Origin of the sequence: Neptuniibacter sp. QD37_6, assembly GCF_047778085.1 — a bacterium.
GTDB lineage: Bacteria > Pseudomonadota > Gammaproteobacteria > Pseudomonadales > Balneatricaceae > Neptuniibacter.
Genome location: NZ_CP180550.1, coordinates 1,734,235 through 1,748,271 on the forward strand (window position 1 = coordinate 1,734,235; position 14,037 = coordinate 1,748,271).

Consider the following 14,037-nt stretch of genomic DNA (forward strand, 5'->3'; position numbering starts at 1 on the left):
GGAGTTAGGTGATGAGAAAGGTTGAGCAAGGATTATGGTCATTAAGATGGATTATGCTTTTGACTGTTTTTTCAGTAATGGCCGGTGCATTATTGCTGGTGGGATTTGTGATTTATGACTTTGTTCACTTAGCGCAAGTAGCGTTCTCAGAAGGTATTGGTTTGAATGCGCGTACCGAGTTGTTGATGATCCTTATCGAAATCATCGATCAGGCATTGATGGCAGGCGTGATGTTGATGTTTGGTTTTGGTATCTACGAAATCTTTATCAGCAAGATGAATGTTGAAGGTGGTAGCAGTCAACGACCGAAGCTGCTTGTCATTGAGAGTATTGATCAGCTCAAAGGTAAGCTGGGTGCTATGGTCATCATGGTAAGACCCCAAAATTCTAGACACTTTCTAGTTTCTAAAAAACTGCCTTTCAGCTTCCGCTGGTGACAGCCCATCATTAGTACCATGATTTCTTCGAGGGTTATAGAAACCTTCTATGTAATCAAATATCTCAGCTCTAGCCTCATCGCGTGTTCTATAAATCTTCCGTTGAACTCGATCCTTTTTGAGTAACGAAAAAAACGACTCCGCAACAGCATTGTCATGGCAATTACCACGACGACTCATACTGGCTTCCAGATTATGATCCTTAAGGAACCTACGCCAGTCACCTGAGGTATATTGAACCCCTTGATCTGAATGAACAAGAACCTTTGTTGTTGGTCTTCGACCCCAAATAGCCATCAGTAACGCATCGATAACGAGGTCTGTTTTGGGTGAGCTTTTCATCGTCCAACCGATGACTTTACGTGAGAACAGATCAATCACTACCGTGAGATATAACCAACCTTCGTAGGTTCTAATGTATGTGAAATCAGTTACCCACACTTGATCAGGCTGAGTGACCTCGAATGCTCGATTAAGGATATTTTCGGCAGCAGGGTGTCGTTTTCCTCCTTTGAAACCAGGGTGACGGCGATAACCACGGACAGCCGACAAACCTTCGCTACGCATAATACGATGCACTCTGTTCTTTCCGCATAGCTCACCATCTCGTTTTAAATCGATAGTGATATTGCGGTAACCATACACACAGCCGCTTTCAAGCCAAAACTGTTTAATCTTTACTGCTAAGCGTTGGTCTTCGCGTGCTCGAGGGCTAAAAGGTTGCTTCAACCATACGTAAAAGCCGCTGCGATGGACAGCCAATACACGACACATGACGGCTACACGAAATTTCTTGAGTCGCGACTTTATGAACGTGTACTTTTCTTTGACTCCCCTGCGAAGTACACCGCGGCTTCCTTTAAAATGTCACGCTCTTCAGTGACGCGGCGTAATTCAGCTTTGAGTTTTTTGATCTCAGCGGACTGGGCATCATCCGCTTGTCGGCAGCTATCGGGCTGGCTGTATTTTTGCACCCAAGCGTAAAGGCTTTTATAAGTTACACCGAGTCGCTCAGCGACATCAGTAATCGTATAGCCCTTATCCGTGACCTGCTTAACCGCTTGGATTTTGAATTCTTCTGGGTAACGTTTTCCGCGCATCGTACACCTCATTATTTTCGTCGATTATATATCTATGAGGTGTCTAGAGAACTGGGGGCTTACCATCATGATGTTGATTGTTAAATTTCTTTCTTTAAGTACAGAGATGGAAATATCAGAACCGTCAGATCTTCTTATGTATGCAGCATCAGTGGCTTTACTCGGTTTAGCTTTGTTCTTAACTAATGCCAAAATGAAAGACAAGCAAGCTAAGTAGAACTAATTCACCAAGGCTAGGAGTTGTCCTAGCCTTGAGTACTCTCTGCTGTTTTAGGCATCAGTGTATCCTGCTTTTTTCGTTGTTGAACGAGCACACCTTCGACACTAAAGATCGCTAAAGCTATCCAGATCATCACGAATGTAATGAGTCGATTTTGATCCATGGGTTCGTTGTAATAAAACACCGCAATAAGAAAAGCGATGCTTGGGCCTATGTATTGGAGTAGGCCAACCATAGTGAGGCTTAATCTTCTAGCACCTGCTGCAAACGCTATCAAAGGCAGGCTAGTCACAAGCCCAGCAGCTAGCAACAGCATTTGTATATCTGTAGAGCCATTTTGCAGTACAAAGTTGTTTTGTGCGCTAAGCCAAATCATATATACCAAGGCCATTGGAAACAGCCATAGAGTCTCAACTAATAGGCCTGTAATTGAGTCTATCGGGATCTTCTTTCGCAATACGCTATAGATAGAAAAGCTGGTGGCTAGTGTGAGTGCAACCCAAGGCAGTTCACCAATTAAAATGATTTGGTAAAGTACTGCTACAGTGGCAATGGCAACAGCGATCCATTGTAAAAAACGAAGTCTTTCTGAAAAAAGAAAGAAGCCAAAAACTATATTTATCAATGGGTTAATAAAATAACCTAGGGTTGCTTCAACTATTCTTTGTTCGGAAACCGCCCATATAAATACTAACCAATTAATAGAAATAACTAATGCTGACAGGCCGAGGCTGAGCAAGATCTTAGGGTTGTTTCTGAGTGTAGTAAGCTCACTCAGCTTTCCTTTAAGAAACAGGAAAAGGACCAGGAAAACCACCGACCAAACTACTCGATGTGCTAAGACTTCAAATGCCGGTACGTCATCGACCGCTTTAAAATAAACCGGTACAAGTCCCCACATAAGAAACGCGGCGACAGCATAGTAAATACCTTTTTGGTGCTCGCTGGCACTCAGATTCTGCATATCAAATTACTGTTTTAGGCTTTGGGTATTAGGGAGTGATACGTCTCTAAACAGAAAACGTTGTTGAAAACTATCGCTGGTTAAAGAGACTAAGCGGGTTAGTAAACTGATGAGTAGAATGCTGAAAAAAAGCCTAGCCCACAGAATCCCAGAAAGATCAGCCCCCATAGTCATAATGAGTAACGTGTCTTCAATTAGGCTGTGGCAAAGGCTAAGTAAGCAAAGTGCTGAAAAGCAGTCTTTAGGGCTAACATTGCCACTTTCTGCTTCACGGATAAGTAGACCGCCGCCAAAGGATAAACCTAAAGTGACACCGACAATCGCCAGAGACGTGGCTTTCTGGCTGATGCCCATAAACCTTAAAAAAGGTTGTAGCAACCAAATCATAAGTCGTTCTATGTGCAACCAACGAAGTAGCTTTAGAAGTGTGAGTAGTACTGTGACTATCACCACGATCATGGCAAGGCTTTGTAGTTGGGTGAGTACCCAGTTAGTCAGGCTTGGGTCGGTAGCTTCAGGTTGCCACAACAGCTCGACAGGTGCGTTAAGCCAGTTTCCTGCAGAATAGGTCAGATTAAGTAAAGCACCTAAAACAAGTGCGCCAACAAAGCGTAAAAGAAAGGCAAATATAAGGCGCGTACCCGCTTTCTGAGTGATTCGTAATTCTAGCGGAAGGCCATGAGCGACAAGCAGCATAGTGCCTAGAACTGTAACTTGGGCAATACTGAGATTCTCTTGAGGCGCTGTTTGAAAGAAAATCACTAAGCCGGCGTAGATATTGGTGAGCATGGTGGTTGCCCAAACGATGCCCATGGACTCGGGTAAGCCTACAAATAGTATTAACGGTTCTAACACAGCGCTGATGTAAGGAATTGCGCCAATCTCTTCTAGGATCTTTACAGCAATGATGATAGGTATGGTTAGCTTGAATAGTAGTAAGCAGACGGCATAGATCTCAAGGCCTAGATCGGGCAGTGTTTTGGTTAAAAGATCATGTGTACTAACTGGCTTAATCATCATCGCAAAGCTTCAGTGGATTGAATTAGCTATTTTAATTAAGCTTGCAAAAATGAAATTCGAAAAACTATGTAAAAAATTAATAAAAATTTTGTTTTTTCGTGGATTTTCTAATTTAATTAAAAAAAATAGTTAATGAGTGGAATCTAATGGATGTTCAATTAGATCGCATTGATCGTCATATCCTTAAATGTCTACAGGTTGATAATCGTATCAGTAACCAAGCTTTAGCCGAGGAGGTAGGCTTATCACCACCTGCCTGTTTGCGACGGGTTAAACAGTTACGTGAGCAGGGCATCATTATGGCTGATGTAGCAATAGTGAACCCGCGAGCTTTGGGTAAAGTGCTGAATATCATCGTAGAGGTTGAGATGATCCGAGACTCTATCGATGTCCATGATATGTTTATGCGCAAAATGCAGGAAGCCGCAGAGGTTACCCAGTGTTATCAGGTAACGGGTGACATAGATTTTGTATTGGTCATTATGGTACCGGATATGGAAGCATACGAGGCTTTTGCTCGACGAGATTTAGCTAGTGATCCTAATCTTAGAAAGTTCCGTTCGTTAATCTCTTTACGTAGAAATAAGTTCACCACAGAGGTAGATGTGGAACATCTTTAAGTGAAGTACTTACAGAAGAGGGCATTCAACTAGAGTTATTACAGACACAAAAAAGCCGGCTTGGGTAAGCCGGCAAAAGAAGCACGTTTGTCAGGGTATGTACAAACGTTATGGTGAAGATAGTGATGTGCCTTTTATTCAGTGCTGTATAACTAAATAAAAGGCACCGGGTTAGAGGTGTTAAACAGACAGGAATTAACTATCCTGTTTGCCTTTAACCTCTTCATACCACAGATCGTGATGTTGTTTAGCCCAGGTTTCATCAACGTAACCTGTCTTCATGCCTTCCAGTGCACCTTCAGTACCTACAGTACCGATATAGATGTGACCAAAAGAGCCAACAATCAGAATCAAAGAGCCAGCAGCATGTAGTAAGTTGGCAATTTGCATAGTTTCACGAACTTGGCCGAAGTTTTGGAAATCCAAAACCAAGCCGCTACCGCAAACAACGATACCAACGATTGTTAGAAGCCAGAACCATACTTTTTCACCGCCATTCATGTATCCAGCACTTGGATGGGCTTTACCGATAATGCCGCCACCTTTCAGGAACCAGATTAGGTCTGTACGGTTAAAGAAGTTATGTTTGATCCAGCGAACAATCATAAACAATAGGCCAATAACAAAGATCGGACCTAAGTAGTTATGTGCTAGCTTGCAAAGCATAATGTAGCTTGCCCACAACGAATCACCCATCGCTGCTCTTAGGAAAAACTTCCCGTAAAGGATGCTCAAGCCAGAGATTGCAAGGATGATAAACAGGATAGCCACAGTCCAATGGTTTGCTCGATCTAGTCGTTTCCAGCGCTCAATAAGCTGACCAGAACGAGGATGATCAAGTTTTTTCTGACCAATGATTAGGTAGAAAATTGCAAGGACAGCAAGGGTGCCGCCAATAGCGTAAGCACCTGCAGGTGTAACCCATTGGTTACGCCAGTGGCGCCATTCTTCACCTTTCACATTGATCAATTGACCTGCTTCTCGAGCTTGAACTTGAGTGCGACCTTCTTCAGCTTCCTTCACAACCTGCCAATAATCAGTACCAGCGAAACCGGCAACTTTGGCATCTGAAGGTACTGCTTGAGCAAAGCCTGAAAAAAGCAGCGCTATCAGCAAAACAATTCGAGATGGCAATATAAAGCGGAGCATAATGTCCCCTCTAGTCAATGTGCCGGGAGCAGGCTCCCGGCAACCTGTTGGGTTTATCAGACTTTCTGAGTTGCGTCGTAAGACAGATCTTCTTCTGTCATAGACCAAGCGCCGTCGTTGTGACCACGGTAGATCACACGCTCACGGAAGATGTCAGAAACGTCGTTGGCATCACCAGCAAGTAGGGCTTTTGTAGAGCACATCTCTGCACATAGTGGCAGTTTACCCTCAGCGATACGGTTAGCACCGTACTTCGCTTTCTCTTCAGGACTGTTGTCCTCTTCTGGGCCGCCTGCACAGAATGTACATTTGTCCATTTTGCCACGCTCACCGAAAGCAGCGTCACTAGGGAACTGTGGTGCACCAAATGGGCAAGCGTATAAGCAGTAACCACAACCAATACATAGGTCTTTGTTATGCAATACGATGCCGTCGTCTGTCTGATAGAAACAGTCAGTAGGGCAGACCGCCATACATGGAGCATCAGAACAATGCATACATGCTACGGAGATCGAAGTTTCACCCGGCTCACCATCGTTGATTGTTACAACGCGGCGACGGTTGATACCCCATTCCACTTCATTTGCGTTTTTACATGCTGTAACACAGCCGTTGCATTCGATACAACGCTTGGAGTCACAGAGGAATTTCATTCTAGCCATTGTCTGTTACTCCTTACGCAGTAGCTTTCTGAACGCGACACAAGGTAACCTTAGTTTCCTGCATCTGTGTAACTGGGTCATAACCGTAAGTAGTGGCAGTGTTAGCTGCTTCACCAGTTACGTATGGTGCTGCACCTTCTGGGTACTTATCAGTTAGATCTTTACCCTGGAACTTACCACCGAAGTGGAACGGCATGAATGCAACGCCTTGTTCTACACGGCGTGTAACAAGTGCTTTAACAAGAACTTTACCGCCTTCAGCACCTTCTACCCATACATCTTCGCCATCTTTAAAGCCAAGAGTATTTGCATCAGCAGGGTGTACTTCAACGAACATGTCTTGTTGTAGCTCAGCAAGCCATGGGTTAGAACGAGTCTCTTCACCACCACCTTCGTACTCAACCAGACGACCAGAAGTAAGAATGATTGGGTACTCTTTAGAAAGATCTTTGTCCTGAATAGACTTGTACATAGTCGGTAGACGGTACATGGACTCAGAATCATCCCAAGTTGGGTACTTGCTTACCAGATCACGACGATTCGTGTATAGCGGTTCACGGTGTAGAGGTACTTTGTCAGGGAATGTCCAAACAACAGCACGTGCTTTCGCGTTACCGAATGGAGAGCAGCCGTGAGCGATAGCAACACGCTGGATACCACCAGAAAGGTCGGTTTTCCAGTTTTTGCCTTCAGCAAGTTTCTTCTCTTCAGCAGTAAGGTCGTCCCACCAGCCAAGCTTCTTAAGAAGTTTGTCAGTGAATTCTGGGTAACCATCTTTGATGTCAGAGCCTTTACCGAAAGAACCTTCAGCAAGTAGGTTTACGCCGTCACGTTCAACACCGAAGCGTGCACGGAAGGTCAAGCCACCTTCAGCAACTGATTTGCTTGTATCGTACAGAATAGGAGTACCAGGGTGACCCTGTTCAGCTGTACCCCAACACGGCCATGGCATACCGTAGTATTCGCCATTAGCTGGGCCGCCTTCACCTGCAAGCGTGTCGTAGTTAAACGTGTGCCAGTTTTTCTGGTGTAGTTTAAGACGCTCAGGGCTTTGACCTGTGTAACCGATAGTCCACATACCTTTGTTGAATTCACGAGTGATGTCTTCAACTACCGGCTGGCCGTTTTGGATAGCAATGTTTTTGAACAGTTGCTTCTCGAAACCAAACTTCTTAGCGAACAAGTACATGATTTCGTGGTCAGGTTTAGACTCGAATAGAGGCTCGATAACCTGGTCGCGCCACTGTAGAGAACGGTTAGAAGCTGTAACAGAACCGTAAGTTTCGAACTGAGTACATGCTGGGATTAGGTAAACGCCGTCTTTACGATCGGACATTACCGCAGCATGTGTTGGATACGGATCTACGATCACTAGCGTATCTAGTTTTTCGATCGCTTTCTTCATTTCAGGACCACGAGTCTGGGAGTTCACAGCGTGACCCCAAGCAACCATAACGCGAACGTTATCGTTTTGATCCATCAAGTTTTTGTCTTCTAGAACGCCGTCAATCCAACGAGAAACTGGAATACCTTTGTTGTTAATAGGCTTCAGTTTACGATGAACTTTCTGGTCGAAGCGGCTTTGCATCCACTCGAAATCTACGTCCCATACTTTTGACCAGTGCTTCCAAGCACCGTCAGAAAGACCGTAGTAACCAGGTAGGGTGTGAGATAGTACGCCAAGGTCAGTAGCACCCTGTACGTTATCATGGCCACGGAAGATGTTAGTACCGCCACCAGATGTACCCATGTTACCTAGGGCAAGCATCAAGATGCAGTAAGCACGAGTATTATTGTTACCCGTAGTATGCTGAGTACCACCCATACACCAGATAACAGTACCTGGACGGTTTTCAGCTAGCTCTTTAGCTGCGCGGCGCATTTGTGCTTCTTTAACACCAGTAACACTTTCAACTTCTTCTGGTGTCCAGTTTTTCACTTCTGCACGAACTTCGTCCATGCCGTATACGCGCTGTTGGATAAACTGCTTATCTTCCCAACCGTTTTCGAAGATGTGCCACAGCAGACCCCAGATGAACGCAACGTCAGAACCTGGGCGAATGCGGATGTATTCGTTCGCATGAGCTGCTGTACGAGTGAAACGAGGGTCAACACAGATGATGTGCGCCTTGTTACGCTCTTTAGCACGGAAAATGTGCTGTAGAGAAACAGGGTGTGCTTCAGCTGGGTTAGAACCAATTAGCAAAATAGATTTTGCGAAGTGGATATCGTTGAATGAGTTTGTCATCGCACCGTAACCCCAAGTGTTTGCTACACCGGCTACAGTTGTTGAGTGACAGATACGCGCTTGGTGGTCTACGTTGTTAGTACCCCAGAACGCTGCGTATTTACGGAACAGGTAAGCTTGTTCGTTGCTGAATTTAGCAGAACCCAACCAGTAAACTGAATCTGGGCCAGATTCTTTACGAACCTGTAGCATTTTGTCACCAACTTCGTTGATAGCGTCTTCCCAGGATAGTTTCTTCCATTTGCCATCAACAAGCTTCATTGGGTATTTCAAACGACGGTCACCGTGACCGTGCTCACGTAGGGCAGCACCTTTAGCGCAGTGTGCACCTGCGTTGAATGGGTGGTCGAATGCTGGCTCTTGACCAGTCCAAACACCGTTTTGTACTTCAGCATAAACACCGCAACCTACAGAGCAGTGTGAACAGATAGTACGTTTTACTTCTGTAGGTGCACCTGGAGCTACAGTTGCAGCTTCAGCCTGCTTCATCATGCCTGGTGCCATGATGCCTGCAGTCGCAACACCACCCGCTGCTACACCTGAATTCTTCAGGAAGCGACGGCGGCTCAAACCTAGACCGGTTGCCTTCGACGGAGCCGCAGGCTGATCGGATTTTTTCGTTAGTCTCATTTCCTCACCTCTTGCGGCTATCAGTTACGACAAGTTTCGTAAAAGTTACGAACGTGCTCAGTTTCTTTGTAACCGGAACCTTCCTGTTTCTCACCTGATTCAGCAGTAGTAACTTTTGCTTGTGCTGTGCCTGCTACGGCAACTGCACCAGCGGCAGTACCCGCTAATCCAAGTTTCTTCAAGAAGCCGCGGCGGCCTGTGTTAGGCTTTTCTTGCTGGCTCATTTTGTTTCTCCGCATCAACGTCGACAGATTTTGTCTGTCTTTGCCCTGTTTTTATTGTTTTCCGCCCTCACGTGCGGCAGGTGATAACTGCAGGTACCAGTTATCTTCCTGTTGCATAAACGCATGACCTAACAAGCCAACCGCAGTATAAAAAACGGCAGTTTTTGCGCTCTGCAAATCTGTAAAAAACTTTTCTGCCCAGGTTTGGATATGTTTCTGCCAAAACTGGTGTTGTACTTCATAACCACGACCTGTGCGGATCAGCATGCTCATCACTTCACATAGCGCCGCAATGTGGTCTTCTGGTTCTTTCACGTTTTCTTGGCGTTCAAAACCAAGAATTTCGAGATCTTCACGTAGGAAGGCAAGTGGCTTTTCCATTAGGGAGCCGGTTAAGTACCAGCACGCAAATGGCATTAACTCACCACGTCCTACACCGATGAAAAGTTGGGTGTATTCATCTTCTAATTGAGATGGCTCAGAGTGCTTCGCAGCAAGAGCAAGAGCGCTCCATGCACGAGCCATTGGTGTGTCTTCATCTTGATCTGATTCAAGCTCTTTAAGCCAAGCAAGTAGGTCAGCTTCAGGCTGTTTGCGTAGCATTGTTGCTAGTAGTGCGTAAATGTCTGCGCGAAGCTCATCTGTTTCTTGTAGAGCAGGGGCTGCATTAATCATGTTAGTCATTTCCTGCTCCTTACAGTTCTAGTTGCTTTTCAGGGTTAGCGGTCAGATCGGTGTAGATGTCATTTACACGACAGTCTTCACACATCTTTAATCGTTGAATGGCATCGCCTTGGAAGAATCGATGTGAGCTCAATTTCTCGATCATCTTGTCAACAGTGCGTTTAGGCGCAAATGGCTTACCGCAAGAGATGCATTCAAATGCTTCGTCTGTATGGATCTGAACAGGGATTGCGCGTTCAGTTTTTAGGTTTAGCTGTGTAACAAGCTCAATTGCATTTTCAGGACATGCGCTTTCGCACATGCCGCATTGCACGCAGCTTTGTTCACGGAAATTTAGGGCCGGCATTTCTCCGCCATCAGTCAGAGATTGGGTGGGACAGACGGCAACGCAAGACAGGCATAAAGTACAGCTTGAGCTGTTTACGTTGACCTGACCGAAAGGAGCGCCCGCCGGCAAGGCAATATAATCTTGGTTTGCAGTTTCGCCATGCTCAGTTAAATGCTCTAGAGCAACGAACAATGCTTCACGCTTATTTGTCTCAGCCACGACTGCAATAGTCGGGATGTTGCGGTAAGACGAAGCAGATTGGGCGTTAGGCAGATCATCTTGTGTGATTAGTTTAATCTGCTCAGTAGAGTAGCCTAACCCTTCAAGCATAGCGTGGGTTGTTTTTAATTCACGTTTAAGCAGATCGCGAACCATATCAGGGACATTAGGTGTATCTAGCAGTAATACTTGCTGTGCACCAGAGGCTAAACTAACTAACCAGCTTTCCTGTCCTGCTGCTGCCACTTCTTCTAGTGAAACAGGTAGAACATTGTCAGAAAGAAGTTCTGGTTGGTTGGCAATGATCTCAGCGCCAACTTCATGATCATGGATTAGAATCGTTGGTGCTGTGCCGCCGTTATTCTGATAAGTAGAAATCAATCGGTGCAAATAATTATGCAGCATCACCGGTTGAGGTAATGCGTAAGAGATCGCTCCTGTAGGGCAGGCTGTAGCACAACCACCAGCACCATGGCACATATGAGGATTGATCTCGATTAAATCTTTAAAAGAGGTAATCGCATCCGCAGGGCAAACATTCAAACAGCGAGTACAGCCCGTTTGACCGCGATTACTGTGTGCACAGATGTCGTTATTAATTTGGAAGTAACGAGGCTTTTCAAATTCACCAATGTAGTTCGGTAGCTCTTCGATGACTTCAGACAATGTGCTGCTTTCAGGTGAAACGTGGAAGTAGCCTGCAGGCGTTAGATCTGTGGTGAATAAAGACTCTTGGCCTAAATTTAAAATCAGATCAAAGCAGTTTTTATTCTGAGCAATCTTTGCGAAATTTTCGTTATTGCCCTGATGATCGATAGTAACTTGAAACTGACCTAGGAAACCTTTGATCTGGCTAAGCTTCGCAGTGTGAACTTTAAGCTCAGGCGATGCGTCAATTGCGCGTTGTAGGTGATCAGTATCAGTATTGCTAATTGGGTCGGTAGCAAGAAGAGTGATGCTTGCCATGCCGGACAGTTGTGCTGCAGCTAAACGAATAGTGTCCTCGGCACCCGTAATCAATAGGTGACCGTAGGTGCTGTAAGTTACTGTCGCAGGCGCTAGGTTCTGCGGAAAAGATACTTGTTTTATCGCCAAATCACGTGCTTTGGCGTTTACACTCTGCTCTGTCGTCATTCTCTACCTCACTGACTGAAATAGGGTGCATTCTGTCGACGCTTTAGTCTCTATTTCAGGGGCGACTCAAACGTTTAGGTTTTTCGTCACAATTTGTTGTTTATATAAAGCAATCGGAGAACCAGTTTTTGGCTGTAAAAATTCCCCTAAAGCGCATTTAGGTCTGTCGTTTTTGTTTTTCTTAGGTCGGGGTGGGACAAAGTGTCTCTATGAGTCAAAAAGGGTTGAGTCATTCCGACTCTTTGTCCTAACTTGCTGAAAAAATTAGCATTCAAGATCGGCATCGCCTAAGTCATCAGAATCGTCTAGATCACTAAAGTCGTGGCTTTTGACCTTGGTCGTATCGCTGATACTCTCTTGATCTTCTTCTGTCTCGCCGCTAACGCCTTCTTTAAATCCTTCTTCGGCTTCCTCGATTTTTTCATCTGCCCAACTTCGAAGCTTAGAAACGACTTCTTGGGTAAGTGCAGGCATTTTGCTGAAATCCTCGTCGTAATCATTAAGACCATCACGAATGTTGAACTCAGGTAATCTGAATAGTTTTCTTAGGGCGAGATTACGAAGTTCTTCTGATACACCAGGTGAAAAAAACTGCTCGAAATTGGAATCGTCATCTAGTGATTCAATATCAGGCATATCTTCATCGGTTAGAGGTGGTAACTCTTGGGTATCAACTGCTTCCTCTGAAAGAGAGGCTTCTGTTTGAGATTCTTCTATTGGCTCAGATTGCTGCTCAGCTTTACGTTGTGACCAGCGAGAAAAAAATGATTGGTTATCGCTCACTGCTACGTCCCTTGCCTTTTTTCTTCTTTTTACCGCAATCGATTAGTTCACCGTGTATGCCTAGGTAGGTGTCTATCCAGCATTGAACAGCCTGCGGCATCGCGACTTCTAACATCTTATGTTCGCCATCCATAAAAGAAGCAGCGTCGTCTTGGCTAGCTGTTATGTGGATTGGCGTTAATGCGTTGTCCATTTCGTCTTCATTGCATAAGACAAAGAGGTGTGGTTGCTGAGAGTCTAAGTTAAAGCGATAGGCTGTTCGTTCATCTTTGTGAAGATCTAAATCAAGGTGGAAGAAGTCAGGCTTATCGTCTTGATGAGGCTCAATGGCATCTATCTGCCAGCGTTCTGTATCCCAGCCGTTAACTTCAATGCTTTCAACTGAAAGAGAAACTTGAAGTGGCCAGTTATCTGTTGTTTTTGTTGCAGACATTTTTTGTCTTCCGTCGTGGGGAATTCTCCTTTGTAGTTCTGCAAACTACGGGCCATCTCATTATTTAATCGCTGTTGAGCGTGAATAGGTGGGCTTAGAGGTGCTTAATGCGCAAATGCTATGACAATTATTCCCATGTTTCTAAAGAGTTGGGACAAAATGACCCACTAATAATGACCTAGTACTTACTGGAAGCAGAGTTAAATGTATTAATTGGTAGAAAATATAAGGTTATCGCAAGGTAGGAACGTAAATTGCTACTAAGGAGAGAAAGTTACGAAGAAGATGGCGTGACGCTGTATTAATAGAGTTGGAATATGCAAAACGTGTCAGAAATCATAATAAGTAATGCATCTGCGCAGCTTACTCACGAAGTAGAGGCGATCGACGAACAAGGACGTGTTCGACAGGTTCAAATTGCCTGTGAACGCCCATTAACGATTTATCTAAATAAAAGAGAGATTGTTACCTTAATGACTTTGGGTAGTGATCCTGAAGCGTTAGTCCTTGGTTATCTTCGAAATCAGGGCTTTATACATTCTCTATCTGATCTTAAAGCAATACAGGTAGATTGGGATGTTGAAGCAGCCGCTGTTGTAACTCATGGCGAACCTGAAGGCTTGGAGGAAAAGCTTCAGCAGCGCACAGTGACTAGTGGTTGTGGTCAAGGCACGATGTTTGGCAGCGTAATGGAAAAGCTTGAGGAGGTTAGATTACCTGAAGTAACGATTAAGCAAAGTACTGTTTATGCGCTGTTAGATAACCTTAATAAGCATAACGATACTTATAAGAACGCGGGTGCAGTACATGGTTGTGCTATCTGCGAAGCTGACCAAGTGGTTTCTTTTATTGAAGATGTTGGTCGTCACAATGCAGTCGATACACTTGCCGGACGTATGTGGCTTCAAGGAATAGATATTGATAATAAGATTTTCTACACAACGGGTCGCTTAACATCTGAGATGGTTATTAAAGTTGCGCAGATGGGGATTCCTGTATTGCTGTCTCGCTCAGGTGTAACCCAGATGGGTTTAGAGTTGGCCAGAGAACTGGGTATCACGATGTTGGCTCGAGCAAAAGGTAAGCATTTTCTACAGTTTAGTGGTAATGCATCATTGATCAGAGATGTGCAGTTACCGCCTCAGCAAAATTCTGTTAAGCAAGCAAGAACGGAGGCATAAG

Annotated in this window: 15 protein-coding genes; 4 read left to right on the forward strand and 11 right to left on the reverse strand. The window is 44.8% G+C overall.

Features of this window, described 5'->3' with window-relative positions; translation table 11 throughout:
• Window positions 1–11 precede the first annotated feature (11 nt).
• Window positions 12–437 carry a YqhA family protein gene (locus ACMXYO_RS08145; RefSeq protein ID WP_415887997.1) on the forward strand — a complete coding sequence of 142 codons (426 nt, stop codon included), beginning with the start codon at window positions 12–14 and terminating at the stop codon, window positions 435–437.
• Here the strand turns inward: ACMXYO_RS08145 and ACMXYO_RS08150 are convergent.
• Window positions 399–1,537 (reverse strand): IS3 family transposase gene (locus ACMXYO_RS08150; RefSeq protein WP_415887998.1). Its coding sequence is split into 2 segments (ribosomal slippage): window positions 399–1,300 and window positions 1,300–1,537, totalling 1,140 coding nucleotides; the frame shifts between segments, so codons are not numbered across the junction. The two genes, ACMXYO_RS08145 and ACMXYO_RS08150, sit on opposite strands and share 39 nt — an antisense overlap.
• 67 nt (window positions 1,538–1,604) lie before the next feature.
• Between ACMXYO_RS08150 and ACMXYO_RS08155 the strand changes: the two genes are divergently transcribed.
• Window positions 1,605–1,754: a hypothetical protein gene (locus tag ACMXYO_RS08155; RefSeq protein ID WP_415887999.1), complete on the forward strand. Its 150-nt coding sequence runs from the start codon at window positions 1,605–1,607 to the stop codon at window positions 1,752–1,754.
• A 28-nt stretch (window positions 1,755–1,782) separates the two neighbouring features.
• Here ACMXYO_RS08155 and rarD read toward each other — a convergent pair whose 3' ends face one another.
• Both rarD and ACMXYO_RS08165 read right to left on the reverse strand, forming a co-directional pair.
• Window positions 1,783–2,721, reverse strand: coding sequence for an EamA family transporter RarD (gene rarD / locus ACMXYO_RS08160; RefSeq protein WP_415888000.1), 939 nt, complete (start codon window positions 2,719–2,721; stop codon window positions 1,783–1,785).
• Between the two features lie 6 nt (window positions 2,722–2,727).
• Window positions 2,728–3,741 (reverse strand): hypothetical protein, encoded by a 1,014-nt coding sequence (locus tag ACMXYO_RS08165; RefSeq protein WP_415888001.1) that lies wholly within the window; start codon window positions 3,739–3,741, stop codon window positions 2,728–2,730.
• Window positions 3,742–3,887: 146 nt separating this feature from the next.
• Here ACMXYO_RS08165 and ACMXYO_RS08170 point away from each other — a divergent pair, with 146 nt between their 5' ends.
• Window positions 3,888–4,361 carry an Lrp/AsnC family transcriptional regulator gene (locus ACMXYO_RS08170; RefSeq protein ID WP_415888002.1) on the forward strand — a complete coding sequence of 158 codons (474 nt, stop codon included), beginning with the start codon at window positions 3,888–3,890 and terminating at the stop codon, window positions 4,359–4,361.
• A 195-nt stretch (window positions 4,362–4,556) separates the two neighbouring features.
• On the opposite strand, the gene ACMXYO_RS08175 is transcribed toward ACMXYO_RS08170, so the two are convergent.
• The 8 genes from ACMXYO_RS08175 to ACMXYO_RS08210 all read right to left on the reverse strand — a co-directional run bounded on the left by ACMXYO_RS08175 (window position 4,557) and on the right by ACMXYO_RS08210 (window position 12,855).
• The gene (locus ACMXYO_RS08175; protein ID WP_415888003.1) at window positions 4,557–5,510 is read right to left on the reverse strand and encodes a formate dehydrogenase subunit gamma; all 954 of its coding nucleotides are present in this window, start codon (window positions 5,508–5,510) and stop codon (window positions 4,557–4,559) included.
• Window positions 5,511–5,566: 56 nt separating this feature from the next.
• Window positions 5,567–6,172, reverse strand: coding sequence for a formate dehydrogenase FDH3 subunit beta (gene fdh3B, locus ACMXYO_RS08180; protein WP_415881339.1), 606 nt, complete (start codon window positions 6,170–6,172; stop codon window positions 5,567–5,569).
• Between the two features lie 13 nt (window positions 6,173–6,185).
• Window positions 6,186–9,050 carry a molybdopterin-dependent oxidoreductase gene (locus ACMXYO_RS08185; RefSeq protein WP_415888004.1) on the reverse strand — a complete coding sequence of 955 codons (2,865 nt, stop codon included), beginning with the start codon at window positions 9,048–9,050 and terminating at the stop codon, window positions 6,186–6,188.
• Between the two features lie 20 nt (window positions 9,051–9,070).
• Window positions 9,071–9,274, reverse strand: coding sequence for a hypothetical protein (locus ACMXYO_RS08190; RefSeq protein ID WP_415881337.1), 204 nt, complete (start codon window positions 9,272–9,274; stop codon window positions 9,071–9,073).
• A 51-nt stretch (window positions 9,275–9,325) separates the two neighbouring features.
• Window positions 9,326–9,958 (reverse strand): TorD/DmsD family molecular chaperone, encoded by a 633-nt coding sequence (locus tag ACMXYO_RS08195; RefSeq protein ID WP_415888005.1) that lies wholly within the window; start codon window positions 9,956–9,958, stop codon window positions 9,326–9,328.
• A 10-nt stretch (window positions 9,959–9,968) separates the two neighbouring features.
• Window positions 9,969–11,639 (reverse strand): 4Fe-4S dicluster domain-containing protein, encoded by a 1,671-nt coding sequence (locus ACMXYO_RS08200; RefSeq protein WP_415888006.1) that lies wholly within the window; start codon window positions 11,637–11,639, stop codon window positions 9,969–9,971.
• A gap of 264 nt (window positions 11,640–11,903) precedes the next feature.
• Window positions 11,904–12,422, reverse strand: a complete 519-nt coding sequence (locus tag ACMXYO_RS08205) for a DUF3306 domain-containing protein (protein WP_415888007.1) — start codon at window positions 12,420–12,422, stop codon at window positions 11,904–11,906.
• On the reverse strand, window positions 12,412–12,855 hold the full coding sequence (locus ACMXYO_RS08210) for a DUF3305 domain-containing protein (protein WP_415881333.1): 444 nt from the start codon (window positions 12,853–12,855) through the stop codon (window positions 12,412–12,414). Before ACMXYO_RS08210 ends, ACMXYO_RS08205 begins: the two co-directional genes overlap by 11 nt.
• 326 nt (window positions 12,856–13,181) lie before the next feature.
• On the opposite strand from ACMXYO_RS08210, the gene fdhD reads away from it, so the two are divergent.
• The gene (gene fdhD / locus ACMXYO_RS08215) at window positions 13,182–14,036 is read left to right on the forward strand and encodes a formate dehydrogenase accessory sulfurtransferase FdhD (protein WP_415888008.1); all 855 of its coding nucleotides are present in this window, start codon (window positions 13,182–13,184) and stop codon (window positions 14,034–14,036) included.
• The last annotated feature ends 1 nt before the right edge of the window (window position 14,037 follow it).